This is a genomic window from Mesorhizobium sp. f-mel, from assembly GCF_053850215.1.
Map to the genome: position 1 here is coordinate 136,171 of NZ_JBSPTO010000007.1, position 12,776 is coordinate 148,946.

13 protein-coding genes and 1 pseudogene are annotated in these 12,776 nt (G+C 63.6%); 6 read left to right on the forward strand and 8 right to left on the reverse strand.

All coding sequences use genetic code 11. The features are described from left to right. Positions 1-2: 2 nt before the first annotated feature. The 6 genes from ACWUKX_RS12200 to ACWUKX_RS12225 all read right to left on the reverse strand — a co-directional run bounded on the left by ACWUKX_RS12200 (position 3) and on the right by ACWUKX_RS12225 (position 5,324). Positions 3-293, reverse strand: a complete 291-nt coding sequence (locus ACWUKX_RS12200; RefSeq protein ID WP_456006941.1) for a hypothetical protein — start codon at positions 291-293, stop codon at positions 3-5. Positions 294-420: 127 nt separating this feature from the next. Next, complete coding sequence (locus ACWUKX_RS12205) at positions 421-1,035, reverse strand: LysE family translocator (RefSeq protein ID WP_095520335.1); 615 nt, start codon at positions 1,033-1,035, stop codon at positions 421-423. 110 nt (positions 1,036-1,145) lie between these two features. Beyond that, positions 1,146-2,594: an amidase gene (locus ACWUKX_RS12210; protein WP_456006943.1), complete on the reverse strand. Its 1,449-nt coding sequence runs from the start codon at positions 2,592-2,594 to the stop codon at positions 1,146-1,148. Between the two features lie 5 nt (positions 2,595-2,599). After that, positions 2,600-3,511, reverse strand: coding sequence for a ribokinase (locus ACWUKX_RS12215; protein WP_456006945.1), 912 nt, complete (start codon positions 3,509-3,511; stop codon positions 2,600-2,602). A gap of 204 nt (positions 3,512-3,715) precedes the next feature. Further along, positions 3,716-4,594, reverse strand: a complete 879-nt coding sequence (locus ACWUKX_RS12220) for a methylated-DNA--[protein]-cysteine S-methyltransferase (RefSeq protein WP_456006947.1) — start codon at positions 4,592-4,594, stop codon at positions 3,716-3,718. A gap of 235 nt (positions 4,595-4,829) precedes the next feature. Continuing rightward, on the reverse strand, positions 4,830-5,324 hold the full coding sequence (locus ACWUKX_RS12225; protein WP_456006949.1) for a DUF2244 domain-containing protein: 495 nt from the start codon (positions 5,322-5,324) through the stop codon (positions 4,830-4,832). Between the two features lie 22 nt (positions 5,325-5,346). Here ACWUKX_RS12225 and nth point away from each other — a divergent pair, with 22 nt between their 5' ends. Further along, the gene (nth, locus tag ACWUKX_RS12230; RefSeq protein ID WP_456006951.1) at positions 5,347-6,144 is read left to right on the forward strand and encodes an endonuclease III; all 798 of its coding nucleotides are present in this window, start codon (positions 5,347-5,349) and stop codon (positions 6,142-6,144) included. Here nth and ACWUKX_RS12235 read toward each other — a convergent pair. After that, positions 6,138-6,593 (reverse strand): DUF2214 family protein, encoded by a 456-nt coding sequence (locus ACWUKX_RS12235; protein WP_456006953.1) that lies wholly within the window; start codon positions 6,591-6,593, stop codon positions 6,138-6,140. The two genes, nth and ACWUKX_RS12235, sit on opposite strands and share 7 nt — an antisense overlap. A 252-nt stretch (positions 6,594-6,845) precedes the next feature. Between ACWUKX_RS12235 and ACWUKX_RS12240 the strand changes: the two are divergent. Continuing rightward, positions 6,846-7,385 (forward strand): annotated as a pseudogene (locus tag ACWUKX_RS12240) (GNAT family N-acetyltransferase). 29 nt (positions 7,386-7,414) lie between these two features. Here ACWUKX_RS12240 and ACWUKX_RS12245 read toward each other — a convergent pair. After that, positions 7,415-8,206 (reverse strand): IclR family transcriptional regulator, encoded by a 792-nt coding sequence (locus ACWUKX_RS12245; protein WP_084831605.1) that lies wholly within the window; start codon positions 8,204-8,206, stop codon positions 7,415-7,417. Between the two features lie 193 nt (positions 8,207-8,399). Here ACWUKX_RS12245 and ACWUKX_RS12250 point away from each other — a divergent pair, with 193 nt between their 5' ends. From ACWUKX_RS12250 to ACWUKX_RS12265, 4 genes are all read left to right on the forward strand, one after another. Next, positions 8,400-9,377 (forward strand): Bug family tripartite tricarboxylate transporter substrate binding protein, encoded by a 978-nt coding sequence (locus ACWUKX_RS12250; protein WP_455850565.1) that lies wholly within the window; start codon positions 8,400-8,402, stop codon positions 9,375-9,377. Positions 9,378-9,507: 130 nt separating this feature from the next. Continuing rightward, positions 9,508-10,044, forward strand: a complete 537-nt coding sequence (locus ACWUKX_RS12255; RefSeq protein WP_456006955.1) for a tripartite tricarboxylate transporter TctB family protein — start codon at positions 9,508-9,510, stop codon at positions 10,042-10,044. Between the two features lie 4 nt (positions 10,045-10,048). Then, complete coding sequence (locus ACWUKX_RS12260) at positions 10,049-11,572, forward strand: tripartite tricarboxylate transporter permease (protein WP_456006957.1); 1,524 nt, start codon at positions 10,049-10,051, stop codon at positions 11,570-11,572. Between the two features lie 15 nt (positions 11,573-11,587). Beyond that, positions 11,588-12,772, forward strand: coding sequence for a CaiB/BaiF CoA transferase family protein (locus tag ACWUKX_RS12265; protein ID WP_456006959.1), 1,185 nt, complete (start codon positions 11,588-11,590; stop codon positions 12,770-12,772). Positions 12,773-12,776 lie beyond the last annotated feature (4 nt).

Consider the following 12,776-nt stretch of genomic DNA (forward strand, 5'->3'; position numbering starts at 1 on the left):
GTTCACTCCGGAAACCGGTAGAAGACGAAGCCGTTGTCGCGCGTGACGCGCTCTATCTTTGTGCGCGCGCCGATCAGATGCGGACGTTTGTCCTTGATAAGAACAGACGAACCATTCTCGATAGAAACCAGATAGATGCCGACGCGGTCCCACTGGACACTTCTGACCATTGCGTCGATCGTGTCGACCGACCGTATCGGGCTGGCGTTATTCGTCCACTTGAGCGGATCGAGGGCCAACACAGCCGCAAACAAGGCAACGATCAGGATCACGCCGATCGCGTGCCTTTTCACATCCGCAAAAGTCCATGGCACCGGCATGAATCCCCAACCATCGATTCATGTGGTGCACAGAAGGCCGACTTTCAATCGGCCTTCCTGTCCAGGAGATCGCTGGTTGCGTCCCGGCTCTCGGCCGCCGTTACTTCGCCTTAGAAAACGCCAGCCACAGGCCGCCGCCGATCAGGAAACTGCCGCTGATTCTGGACATGAGCTTGATGCGGCCGGCCGAGAGCAGGCGTCCGGCGCGGCCAGCGGCCAGCGCGAAGGTCGAATCCGACACGGCGGCGAAGATCAGTGCGGTGAGACCCATGACGAGGATCTGCAACGCGTAGTTACCTTCAGGGGCGACGAACTGCGGAAAGAAGGCGCCGAAAAAGACCAGCGTCTTGGGATTGCTGATCGCCACCAGCAGGCCTTGCAGGAAGAAGCCGCCGCGCGGTGTCTTCGCCGATCCGTCGGCGTTCAGCTTGCCCTTGGAGCGGAACATCTGCACACCCATCCAGATCAGATAGGCAGCGCCGATCAGCCTGACCCATTCGAACCAATGGCCCATGCCCGCGATCAGCGAAGTCAATCCGATGCCGACAATGGCAATCATGATGGCCAGCCCGGCCTGCGTGCCGGCGACGTTGGCGAGGCCGGCGCGGGAGCCATGGCGGATGCTGTTGGCGATGATCAGCGTGACCGTCGGTCCAGGCACCAGGACAATGACGATACAGGCAACGACATAAGTAGCGTAGAGTTCCAGCGACATGGTTTTCCTCGACAGTATGCGGCTTGCGACGCGGCCGACCGTGATCAATGCATGACAGTAACGCAGGTGCAAGCCGGCAGCACATGTCGCTGACAGCCCTGACCTGGATTTTAGGCTCCGGCCTGCCATGGCAGCGTCGTCTCGTAGGCCGCCGCCGCTCTCAGCACGGCCATGTCGCCGCGCGGCCGTCCGATCAATTGCATGCCCATCGGCCTGCCTCTGGCATCGAAGCCCGCCGGTACGTTGACCGCAGGGCAGCCGCCCAGCGTGGCGAACGCTGAAACCTGCATCCAGCGGTGATAGCTGTCCATGGCACGCCCGGCCACTTGCATCGGCCAGTGGGTGGAGACCTCGAAGGGGAAGATCTGCGCAGTCGGCAATGCGACGAGGTCGAAGCGGTCGAAGAGCGATAGTAGGGTTTTGTGCCAGGACGAGCGCCTCACCGTTGCGGCGTGGATCTGCGGCGCCGTGAGGTGAAGCGCGTGTTCCACCTCCCACACGGCCTCCGGCTTCAGAAGACTGCGTTTCAGGGGATCGTCGTAATGCGCCTTGAGCGCACAACCGCTGCTCGCCTGGCGCAGCGTCACAAAGGCCTGCCACAGCGCTTCGAAGTCGAAATCCGGTACCAGCGCTTCGGTCTGAAAGGATACGTCGGCGAATCGGCCGAGCGCGGCCTCGCAAAGCTGTAGAATGCCGGGTTCAACCGGCAGATGGCCGCCAAGATCGCCGAACCAGGCGATGCGGCCGCCGGTCGTCGGCGCTCGAAGCCCTTCGAGGAACGAGCCGTGCTTGTGATGTGAGAGCGGCGCGCGAGGATCGTAGCCAGCCTGCTCGTCGAGCAGCAGCGCCATGTCGCGCACGTTGCGGCCCATCGGCCCTTCGACGCCCATCTGCGCGTGAAAGACGTCAAGCTCGGGGCCGGCCGGGACCAGCCCCTGCGACGGACGAAAGCCATAGACATTGTTGTAGGCGGCCGGATTGCGCAGCGAGCCGCCAAAGTCGCTGCCATCGGCGACAGGAAGCATGTCGAGGGCGAGGGCGACAGCCGCGCCGCCGCTCGAGCCGCCGGCGGTCAGGGCCGGATCGAAAGCATTGAGCGTCGGACCGAACACGGTGTTGTAGGTGTTGGAGCCAAGGCCGAATTCGGGAACGTTGGTCTTGCCGATGATGATGGCGCCGGCCTTGCGGATGCGCTCGACGAAGAAGTCGTCCTCCTGCGGAACGAAATCGGCGAAGATCGGCGACCCGAAAGTGGTCCTGAGGCCTTTTGTCAGCGCAAGATCTTTTATCGCAATCGGCAGGCCGAACAGCGATCCGGCATCTCCTCCTCGCGCCAGATGGCTGTCCGCCCTGTCGGCCTCGCGCAGGATGTCGCCGCGCTCGCGCAGCGAGACGATGGCGTTGACCAGCGGGTTCACTGCTTCGACTCGATCGAGGAATGCCGCCACCACCTCGCGCGCGGACAACTGCCGGCGCCTGATTGCGTCGGCAAGATCCACGGCGGACAGGCGGCAGATATCGCCGGCGGGCGGCACGGCATGTTTTGTGGCCGGTCGCATGGCTCTCACCTAGCTGGCGGATTTTGTAGCGCCGCGTCGACTTCCTTCGCCAGCGGGATCGCCGGCTGGGCGCCGGGTTTCAGGCAAGCCAGCGAACCAGCGGCTGCGGCACGGGCGAGCGCCTGATCGAGCGGCAGGCCGGATGACAGCCCGGCGGCGAAGTAGCCGCAAAACGTGTCGCCGGCGCCGACCGTGTCGACAGGGGTGATCTTCAGCGCCGGAACCATCAGAAGATCGGCTGGCGTGGCAGCCAGAACGCCGTCACCGCCGAGCGTGACGACGATTGTGCGGCCGGTCTTCCCGGCGTAATCGCGCATCCGCGCCGGGCGATCACGGCCGCTCAGCGACAGCGCCTCGCCATAGAGGTCGAATTCGGTTTCATTGGCGACGACATAGTCGGCCTTGCCGAGGAAGGCGGCCGCCTCGTCACGGAATGGTGCCGTGTTGAGCACGGTGACCGTGCCTGCCGCCCGTGCGACGTCCAGTGCTGCTTCGACAGTCTGAAGCGGGATCTCCTGCTGCAACAGCACGACATCGCCCTTTTTCATGAAAGCCTTGGAAAGGTCGCCTGTCACGACCGAATCATTGGCGCCTGGCACCACGGCAATCACGTTCTCGCCGTCGTCGGCGACCATGATCAATGCCGTGCCGGTCGAGGCGAAGGTCTCGCCGACACCGGACAGGTCGATCTTGCCGTCCCGCAGCAGCGCCAGCGCTTCAGTGGCGAAGTTGTCCTTGCCGACCGCGCCGACCATGCGCACTTTGGCGCCGGCGCGCGCCGCGGCCAGCGCCTGGTTGGCGCCCTTGCCGCCGGGTGCGGTGGTGAAGCCGGAGCCCCGAACCGTCTCGCCGGGTGCGGGCAAGCGGTCGACATTGGCGATTAGATCGAGGTTGATCGAGCCTATAACGATTATCAAGTGGTGCCTCCCTGCTGACGCATCGTGCTTTCCGAAAATCGGAGTCGATTTTTGGAAAGACCGATGCGTAGAAAGTGTTAGAGCGTACTTTCCGAATGGACGCACGTCGCTCTAATTGCGCGGGAAGCTACTCCGTAAGGCCGCTGCTTGCCAGACCGCGCGAGATGAACCCGCGCGCTGCTGGCCCGAATCTATGCCGTTTCATCAAGAACCAACCTGTCCCGCTTCCCAGCCAAGGATGGCGCGTTTGCGGGTCAGGCCCCAGTGGTAGCCGGTGAGCGCGCCTGATTTGCCGAGAGCCCGGTGGCACGGCACCACGAAGGACATCGGATTGGCGCCGACCGCGGCACCCACCGCCCGGCTGGCACTCGGTGCGCCGATGCGGGCGGCGATCGAGGAATAGGTGCAGGCCTTGCCCATCGGAATGCGCAGCAGAGCCTCCCAGACGCGGACCTGAAAGTCGGTGCCGATCAAGACGACGCGCAGCGGCTGGTCGGCGCGCCAAAGTGCCGGGTCGAAGATGCGCGCGGCATAGGGCGCCGTCGCGGCCATGTCCTCGACATAGGTTGCGTTCGGCCAGCGGGCGGACATGTCGGCAAAGGCCGCGCGCTCGCCGCCGGCATCGCTGAAGGCGAGGCCGGCAAGCCCACGGTCGGTGACCATGATCAGGGCAATGCCGAAGGGCGAGATGTGGTAGCCGTATCGGATCGTCAGCCCGGCGCCGCGCGTCTTGTAGTCACCCGGCGACATCGCCTCGTGAGTGACGAAAAGGTCGTGCAACCGGCCGGGGCCTGACATGCCGACCTCGAAAGAGGTCTCGAGCAGCGGCATGCCGGAATCGAGCAGTTTGCGTGCATGGTCAAGCGTGACGGCCTGGAGGAAGGCCTTGGGCGACAGGCCGGCCCAGCGGGTGAAGAGCTTCTGCAGGCCGGTCGGCGTCTCGCCGACTTCCTCGGCCAGTATTTCGAGCGACGGCTGGTCACGGTAGTCAAGGCTGATCTTCTCGATCGCGCGCCGAACAACTTCGTAGTCTCCGCCTTCGGGTGTGATGTCTTTCTTCAGAATAGCTGTCTGTGCGTTCATGGGACTATCTCCTTGGCCGCGAATATCGTCCTTCGCGGCGCCGATCACCACCCGAAACTTGCCTTCTTGCCGCTCTTCCCCAGATGGAATTGGCTTCGGGAAACGAGCCGATGATGGCTGGCTAAAAGGTCATCTCCCCAAGGAGAAGGAGACGCTGCTAATCACCGTCTTGACAAGGCACTGGAGACTGCCTCAATCGCTGCTGAAAGACCATTTCGCGGACGAGGCGGTTTGCTCAGCGCGCTTTCGCGGTCGCCAAGGCGCGCGAAAAGGCTGACGCAAAGCTCTCGCGGTCGTCGGGATTGAGGAAGCCGCCGATCGGCACATTCTGGCCTTGTGCTTCCACCGCCATCCTGGTGATGCCGATCTCGGCGTGGCGGGCGACCGAAAAACGCGCCCAGAACGGATTGAAGCGATGCGCTTCCGATTTGCCTGACGGCGCGGTCTTGCGGATGTCGAGGCTGGTGCGCGAGACCGACACTTCCTCGCGGGCGCGGGCGGCACGATAATTGGCGCGAAAGGCGATGTAGACGGCAATCACGTCGAAACCGAGGAAGCCGAACACCGGCCAGGCACCGCGCGACAGGAAAAACGCTCCGGTCAACATCGAGCCGAACAGCAGAGCGCCCATCAGGATGGCAAAGCCGGTTTTGCCCAGCGACCGATGCGGTATCAGCAACGCCTTGAAGAATGGCTCGTCGGCCTGAAATGAGGCGTTTGTGTCGCTCATGACGGGATATTATAGGAAGGGGATGACGAGCCCCAAGCCCAAAAATTCCTCTACACCCAAAAATGAACCGCCCCCCGGCCGACGCGACGGCGCGAACGCCAAACCGCGTGCCCGGCCGGTGCGGTCCTCCTACAGCCCGGCCGAAGTGCACGAGATTTTCCGACGCTTTTCCGTTCAGCGGCCCGAGCCGAAGGGCGAGCTCGAACATGTCAACGCCTTTACGCTGCTGGTGGCGGTCGTGCTTTCGGCACAGGCGACCGATGTCGGCGTCAACAAAGCAACGCGGGCGCTGTTCAAGGTCGCCGACACGCCGCAAAAGATGCTGGCGCTCGGCGAGGCCAAGGTCGGCGAGTATATCCGCACCGTCGGGCTTTGGCGCAACAAGGCCAAGAACGTCATTGCGCTGTCGGAAGCGCTGATCCGCGACCATGGCGGCCAGGTGCCTGACGACCGCGACCAGCTGGTCAAGCTGCCGGGCGTCGGGCGCAAGACCGCCAATGTCGTGCTCAACATGGCCTTCGGCCAGCACACGATGGCGGTCGACACGCATATCTTCCGCATCGGCAATCGGCTGGGACTGGCGCCCGGCAAAACGCCGGAGCAGGTCGAGCAGGGGCTGTTGAGGATCATTCCGCACGAATATATTCGCCATGCGCATCACTGGCTGATTCTGCATGGGCGCTATGTCTGCAAGGCGCGCAAACCGGATTGCCCGCTCTGTGTAATCGCCGACATCTGCAAGGCCGAGGAGAAGACGAATAATGTTCCGGCGCCGCTGGTCGAAATTGCGCCGCTCGAACCCGTAGGCGAAATTCAGTAGCCGTAGCCGCGCGCCATCGCCGCGGCGAAGACCGGGATCAGCAGGAAGATGAAAGCTTCGGCGCGGACATAAGTTCGAACGGATGCAAGTTGCGCCGCCGGCACTTGAAAACCGGGGCTGGCCGAGGCCTGCCTGTTCCAGGAAACAAAGCGGACCGTCGGGATAATCGACAACAGGCCGACGGTGACGAAGACCGCCATCTTTGCCCAGAACACCCAGTTGTAGACGTAGAATTCCCAGCCCTTCAGGCCGTAGATGACGCGGCCGATGCCGACGACGATGATCAGCATGGCGATGATGCCATAATGGCGATCGATGCCGACAAGCCGCCGGAGCGTCGCGGCGGGCAGATCGCCGCGGATCAGGACAAATTCGGCGCCGATGATGCCCGCCAGCGAGAACACCAGCAGATGATGAAAGATGGCAAGCAGAAGATCGGTGGTATCCATGCCCTTTTCCCTCCGTCGGACGGCACAGCGGACGCTGAATCAGCTGCTGGTAGAAGTAGCACCGCTGGGCAGGATTCACATTGGGCTGGAAGATGATCTGCACAGGCTTTGGCTCTTGTCTGGTGCAGGCAATTTGGATCTCTGTCGCATATCGTTTTTCCCAAAACCGCCGAGCATCCTCGGTCAAGCCCAAGGGCAGGCTTCCTGGGCGACATGCACTAAGCACAGGCAAACGCAACCGAGGCATGACACATGATCAATCCACAGGCGCTCGTCGCTCCCGTCATTGAAACGCCGCGCACCGTGCTGCGACCGCACCAGCTCGATGATTTTGATGCCTATGTCGCCATGTGGGCCGATCCGGCCGTCACTCGCTTCATCGGCGGCAAGCCGCGCACTCGGGAGGAAAGCTGGATGCGCTTCCTGCGTCATGCCGGCCTGTGGTCGCTGCTGGGCTACGGCTTTTGGGCGATCGAGGACAAGGCATCCGGCCGCTTCATCGGCGAGGCCGGCTTTCACGATCTGAAGCGCGACATGGTGCCGTCGATCGAAGGCGTTCCGGAAGCCGGTTGGGCACTGGCCCCGAGCGCACATGGCAAAGGACTCGCCAGCTAAGTCGTCGGACGGGTTCTCGCCTGGGGCGACGACGCATTCGGGCGCGCAAGGACCGTCTGCATCATCGATCCGGAAAACACCGCGTCATTGAACGTCGCGGCAAAATGCGGCTACAGGGAGGTGCTGCGGACCACCTATCACGACGATACGACGATCCTGCTGGAACGGCAGGCTTGAGGATGCTGCCTGTCATCTTGTGGTTCTTGTCAGGCCGAATCGAGGCTTTTTACGCCTTCCGTCTCGGCACCGGCTTTGCGGGCCGCCTGTTCGAGCATCGAGGCGTCTTCGCCGAAAGCGCGGGTGGCGCGCGCGGCTGCCTCGATCAGCGGGTTTTTCATGCGCTGGAGAAAGGCCGCGTCGACGCGCGTGCTCGGGCCGGACAGCGTCAATGCCCCGAGCAAGGTGGGGCCCGGCCCGAAAACCGGTGCCGAGACGCCGGCCGTCTCGGGGTCGCGGTCGCCGACCGACAAACAATGGTAGGTTTTGCGGATCGTCTCGTAAGGCTCGCCCTGCTGACCGGAAAACGCCGCAAGCACGCGGCCGCCTGAACCGGCCAGCAACGGCAGCACGTCGCCTTCCCGTATGGTGTAGCGGATGGGATGCTTGGACTCGACGCGGTAGAGACAGGTGCGCACGTCGCCCGAACGGACATAGAAAGCGACGCTTTCCCAACTTCGCTCGGCCAGATCGCGCATGATCGGCAGCAGAATGTCGATCGCCACAACCGAACGCTGGTATAGGGCGCCCAGCCGGAAGGTGGCAGGGCCGACACGGTAGCGGCCATCGTCGAGACGCTCCAGCAACTGCCCGCGCAGCAATGAGTTGGCCAGCCTCAGGATCGTGCTCTTGTAGAGGCCGGTCCGCGCCGCGATTTCGGCCAGGCTAAGCGACCGGTCGGCAGTAGCGAAAGCATCGAGGATGGCAATCGCACGATCGAGCGCGGCAACGCCGTTGGTCGACGCAGGCTCGGATTGTGTTACGGTTATCTGCTTGACCACGTCGTTCCGTTCCCATTTTGGACAGAAGGGCCGATCGGAACAATTGTGCCGCATGCAGATAGTTCTGTCCAGTAGAATGCCATTCCGGTTGACAGAACGGGGCAAAGACTGCATGAATTTTCGTCGAGCGGGTCTGAATTCAGGCTACGTTGCTGGCAGGCACCAGAGGAGGTGTCGTGATTGGAGGAATCCCATGCTGAACAGACGCAGATTTTTAACGAGCACCGCCGCTGCCGGCGCCGCCGGCTTCGCAGCGTTGCATCTCTCGCCCGCTTTCGCGCAGGACGCACCGCAGATCCAGATCTTCGTGCCGGCAGCACCCGGCGGCGGCTGGGACCAAACGGCGCGCACGATGGACCAGGTGCTGCGCAGTGAGAAGCTGATCTCCGGTTCGCAGATCACCAATGTCGGCGGCGCCGGCGGCACAGTCGGCCTGCCGCAATTCATCAGCCAGTGGAACGGCAAGGGCAATTCGCTGATGGTTGCCGGCATGGTCATGGTTGGCGCCATCATCGCCAACAAATCCGCCAACAATCTCACCGAAGTCACGCCGATCGCCCGCCTCACCGGCGAATTCGAGGCGCTTGTGGTGCCGTCGGCCTCGCCGTTCAAGACCGCAGCGGATTTCGTCGCCGCCCTCAAGGCCGATCCGACCAAGGTTCCGGTGGCTGGCGGTTCGGCCGGCGGCTCGGACCATATATTGTTCGGCCTTATCGCGAAAACGGCCGGTGTCCCGGCAGCCAACCTCTCCTACGTGCCGTTCGCCGGCGGCGGCGAGGCGCTGTCGGCGCTTCTCGGCAACCAGGTCGCGGCCGGCATTTCCGGCTACGGCGAGTTCTCCGAACAGGTCAAGGCAGGCGCGCTTCGGCTGCTCGCCATTTCCGCGGACAAGCGCCAGGAAGGCATCGACGCACCGACGCTGAAGGAAGCCGGCATCGATGTCGAATTGTTCAACTGGCGCGGCGTCTTCGCACCGCCGGGCGTTTCCGACGCCGACAAGGCGGCGATGATCACGCTGGTCGAGACCATGGCCAAAAGCGATGCCTGGGCCACCGAATGCAAAAACCGCAACTGGACGCAAATCCTGCTCACCGGCGATGCCTATGCGAAATTTCTCGCCGAGGACACCACCCGGATCGCAGCCATCCTCAAGGACCTTGGCCTTGCCTGATGTGCTCGGAGAGGGGCGGTCTGCACTGCCCCTCTCCGAAGTTCGCCAGCCACATGGACATGCAATCCAGCGCGAGTGAAACTGCGGTAAGATCGGCTGTGGGAGACCGGCCTATCCAGGGAGGACGATCATGAGCACCAGCGACCAGCAGGCGGCGCGGCCGCGCCTTGCCGTGCCCGAATTGCTGATCGGCATCGGGCTTCTCGCCTGCGCCGGCGCAGTTGCCTGGCAAACGCTGTCGATTCCGGTGTCGCCGCTCTACTCGAAGGTCGGCCCCACTGTCTTCCCCTATATCACCATGGTCGGCATGACGATCCTTTCCCTCCTGCTGATCGTCGCCGCCCTGCGAGGCGGCTGGCAGCCGGAAGAAGAAAAGGAAACGCCGACCGACTGGAAGGCGATGGGCATCGTCGCCGTCGGACTGGTCTCGAACCTTGTTCTGATCCAGCCGCTTGGCTTCACCGCAGCCTCGGTGATCATGTTCGTTCTCATCTGCCACGGGTTCGGCAGCAGACATCCGCTGCGTGACGTGCTGCTCGGGCTGATCCTGGCGCTTGCCGCCTATTTCGGCTTCGCGAGGGCGCTTGGCGTCAACATCGGCGCCGGCTTCATCGAGAACCAGCTGAACACGGTACTCGATTCGATCATCCGTATGTTGAGGGCCTGAAGCCATGGAAACGCTTGGCCATCTCGCGCACGGATTTTCGGTCGCTTTTACGCCGGTCAATCTCATGTGGTGCCTGCTCGGCACGACACTGGGGACCGCGATCGGCGTGCTGCCCGGCCTCGGACCGGCGCTGACCATCGCGCTGCTTTTGCCGATCACCTATCAGGTGGCACCGGAAGCATCCTTCATCCTGTTTGCCGGTATCTATTACGGCGCCATGTATGGTGGTTCGACGACATCGATCCTGCTCAACACGCCGGGCGAAAGTGCGACCATCGTCACTGCGCTGGAAGGCAACAGGATGGCCCGTTCCGGCCGCGGCGGCGCGGCACTTGCCACATCGGCGATCGGCTCCTTCGTCGCCGGCACACTCGGCACGCTGGGCGTCGCATTCCTGGCCCCGGTCGTTGTCAAATTCGCGCTGTCTTTCGGCCCGGCCGAATATTTTTCGCTGATGGTGCTGGCCTTCATCACGGTTTCGGCGGTGCTCGGCTCATCGTCGGTGCGTGGCCTGACCAGCCTGTTCGTCGGCTTCGTCATCGGCATGATCGGCGTCGATCTGCAGACCGGCCAGCCGCGCTTCACCTTCGGCATGAGCCAGTTGCTCGACGGTGTCGACGTGATCGTCGTCGCCGTCGGCCTCTTTGCGGTCGGCGAGACGCTCTACATGGCCTCGCGCCGCTATGCTGGCAAGGACGAGATCGTGCCGCTAAAGGGATCGCTCTACATGACCGCCGCCGAATGGGCGCGCTCGTGGAAAGCTTGGCTGCGCGGCGCCCTGGTAGGCTTCCCGATCGGCGCTCTGCCGGCCGGCGGCGCCGAAATCCCGACGTTCCTGTCCTATGCGATGGAGAAGAAGCTCTCCACACACAAGGAGGAGTTCGGCACGACCGGCGCCATCGAAGGTGTTGCCGGCCCGGAGGCCGCCAACAACGCATCGGCCGCCGGCGTGCTGGTGCCGATGCTGACGCTCGGCTTGCCGACCTCGGCGACGGCCGCGATCATGCTGTCGGCCTTCCAGAGCTATGGCATCAATCCCGGGCCGATGCTGTTCATGACCCAGGCCAATCTGGTCTGGGGGCTGATCGCCAGCCTGTTCATCGCCAATGTCATCCTCGTCATCCTCAACCTGCCGCTGATCGGGTTGTGGGTGCGGCTGCTGAAAATCCCGGCGCCGCAGCTCTATGCCGGCATCCTGGTGTTCGCCACGGTCGGCACCTACGGTATTTCGCAGTCGCCGACCGACCTCGTCATCCTCTATCTGCTCGGCGGGGCCGGATTCCTGATGCGGCGCTTCGATTTCCCGACGGCGCCGGTCATCATCGGCATGATCCTGTGGCCGCTCGCCGAAACCCAGTTCCGTCGCGCGATGACCATCTCGAACGGCGACTGGTCGGTGTTCTACAAGCATCCGCTGTCGCTGACGCTGCTGACGCTGGCGTTCATCGGGCTGATTGGGCCGCATATCTACGCTTTCATCGAACGCCGGCGCACGCGAGGACCGGAACAAGTGCCGGGCGATGCCTGACCTGTCTGGAACATCATGACCGATCTGCTGTCCGGTATCCGCGTCCTCGACCTGACCAATGTTCTGGCTGGCCCCTACTGCGCCTATCAGCTGGCGCTGCTCGGGGCCGACGTGATCAAGGTCGAGGCGCCGCAGGGCGGCGACCTGGCGCGCCAGCTCGGCGGCTCGCCGGAGCTCAACAGTGCCGGAATGGGCGCTTCGTTCCTGGCGCAGAACGCCGGCAAACGATCGGTGGTGCTCGATCTCAAGAAAGAGGCCGATCGCGAACGCTTTCTCGATCTCGTCGCCTCCGCCGACGCGCTGGTCGAGAATTTCCGCCCCGGCGTGATGGACCGGCTGGGGCTTGGCTTTGCGAGGCTGAGAGGGGTCCGCCCCAGCCTTATCTATTGCGCGATTTCGGGCTTCGGCCAGACCGGGCCGATGCGCGACAATCCTGCCTACGACCAGATCATCCAGGGCCTTTCAGGCATCATGAGCATCACCGGCACACCGGAGATCGCGCCGCTGCGTGTCGGCTATCCGGTCGCCGACACGCTGGGCGGGCTGGTCGGGGCGTTCGCCATCGCCGCGGCACTCGTGAAGCAGAAGACGACAGGCGAGGGCGCCTTCCTCGACGTGTCGATGCTCGAATGCACGCTCTCTGCGCTGGGGTGGCCGGTCTCCAACTACCTGACGGCTGACGTCGAGCCGCAGCCGATGGGCAATGAGAACATGACGGCTGCACCTTCCGGGACATTTCGCACCGGCGACGGTCTGCTCAACATCGCCGCCAACAAACAGGAGCAGTTCGTGGCGCTCTGCCGGCTGGTCGGGCTGCCGGAGCTGGCGTCAGACCCGCGCTTTGCCGAGCGCGAGACGCGCAAGCGCAACCGCATCGCCCTAAAGGCACTGATCGAGGATGCCCTGGCGAACAGCTCGGCCGCAGCCTGGGAGGAGACGCTCAATCGCGCAGGCGTGCCGGCGGGCAGGGTGCTGACGATCCCGCAAGTGCTGGCCGAGCAGCAAGTGATCGAGCGCGAGATGACCACCCGTTTCGATGGCATGCCGAATATCGACCGGCCGCTGACCGTCGTGCGCGGCGGGTTCATGGTCGATGGTGCGGCACCCTTGCCGACCAAGCCGCCGCCGGCGCTGGGCGAGCATATGGACGAGGTGTTTGCCGGTCTGCCGCCGCGCGTCAAGAAAAGGGCGCAGGGATGAGCGA